This is a genomic window from Phytoactinopolyspora endophytica (assembly GCF_004138495.1).
In the GTDB taxonomy this organism is placed as follows: Bacteria; Actinomycetota; Actinomycetes; order Jiangellales; family Jiangellaceae; genus Phytoactinopolyspora; species Phytoactinopolyspora endophytica.
This window is the reverse complement of the sequence record NZ_ML142850.1, coordinates 251,163-252,465: the sequence shown is the minus strand read 5'-3', so window position 1 is coordinate 252,465 and position 1,303 is coordinate 251,163. Positions and strand designations below refer to the sequence as shown.

General features: G+C 62.9%; 2 protein-coding genes. Both read right to left on the bottom strand.

Annotation, left to right across the window (positions count from 1 at the left end; translation table 11 throughout):
* The coding region (locus ELR45_RS36885; protein WP_240759153.1) for a carbohydrate ABC transporter permease at positions 1-635 on the bottom strand (635 nt) is incomplete at its 3' end.
* The coding region (locus ELR45_RS04505) for an ABC transporter substrate-binding protein (RefSeq protein ID WP_165367475.1) at positions 632-1,303 on the bottom strand (672 nt) is incomplete at its 5' end. The genes ELR45_RS36885 and ELR45_RS04505, both read right to left, overlap by 4 nt.

Below are 1,303 nucleotides of genomic sequence, written 5' to 3'. Positions count from 1 at the left end.
TCGATGGACGCCGCCTCCTCATACTCCTGTGGAATGCCGCCCAGGGCGGCGAGGAAGATCAGCATGGGGCCGCCTATCCACTGCCAGGCGTTGACGAGAATCAGTACCGGCAGTGCCGTGTCCGGGTCTCCCAGCCATGGCCGAGTCCACGATTCCAGGCCGACGGTGCGGAACATGTAATTGATCGGGCCGAACGTTGGACTCAGTAGCAGGGACCAGACATAGCCGACGATCAACGGGCTGATGAGGTATGGCAGCGAGAAGACTGTCTGGAAGAACCGTTTGAAGCGCGGATTCCGGTAGAGCAGCAGGGCCAGGCCGAGGCCTATCGTGTTCTGGATCGCCATCGTCCCGACGAAGAACATGATGTTGTGCCAGAGCGCGATCGGGATCTCGTCGCCGAGCGGGTACCTGGTGAGCACCTCTTGGTAGTTCCCGATGCCCGCGAACTCCGCTCGGCGGGTCCCGTCCCAGCGGAAAAGCCCGTAATAGAACGCGGTTCCGAGAGGTGCGACGATCAGCATGCCGTAGAGCACGAGTGCTGGAAGACAGAACCCGGCGATCCAGCGTCGCGGTGTGCGGTTGGCGCGGTGGCGTGAACGTCCCCGTGCCAACGAGTCTGGCCCGGCTGTCACTGCTTCGGCTCGAACCACTGATCAACGCCCCGCTGGATGTGTTCCGCGGCCTCATCGGCGGATGAATTCCCGAGGACGAGGTCGGAGAGTCCTTCTGAGGCCAGGTCCCAAGCAGTGGGCTGGTCGCCTGAGAAGTACGCGTATGTGACGTATGGGCTCGGATTCTCGAGGTACGCGTCCAACGCCTGAGCAAGGATTTCGTCATTGGGCTCTACGCCGGGCACGGCCGAGATCTGACGCAGCTCATCGGTGAATGCTTGGCCGAACTCCGGGGTGGCCATCCAGCGTACGAGGTCGAGGGCGGCTTCACGCTCTGGGCTCTGCGCCGACACTCCGAACGAGCCGTCGACGTAACCCGGAACGAGAGTCTCCGACACTGCCGCGTCTGCTGGCGCGGGAACATTGAAGATTCCGAGGTCCAGGTCCGGGTTGGCATCTGAGAAGACCGCAAGTTCCCAGATGCCGCCGGGGAACATCGCTGCCTGGCCCGACGTGAACAACGCCTGGGCATCGGTGTAGCTCACGCCTTCGTACTGCGGCGCCCAGTACTGGCTCGTGTCGATCCACGTGGACAGCGAGTCCACCCACGCTTGGTCGGTGAATTTCGCCTGGCCTGCAAGCATCCGGTCTAGGTAGTCGTAGCCGCCGTATGTGGTCGCCCCGAAGAT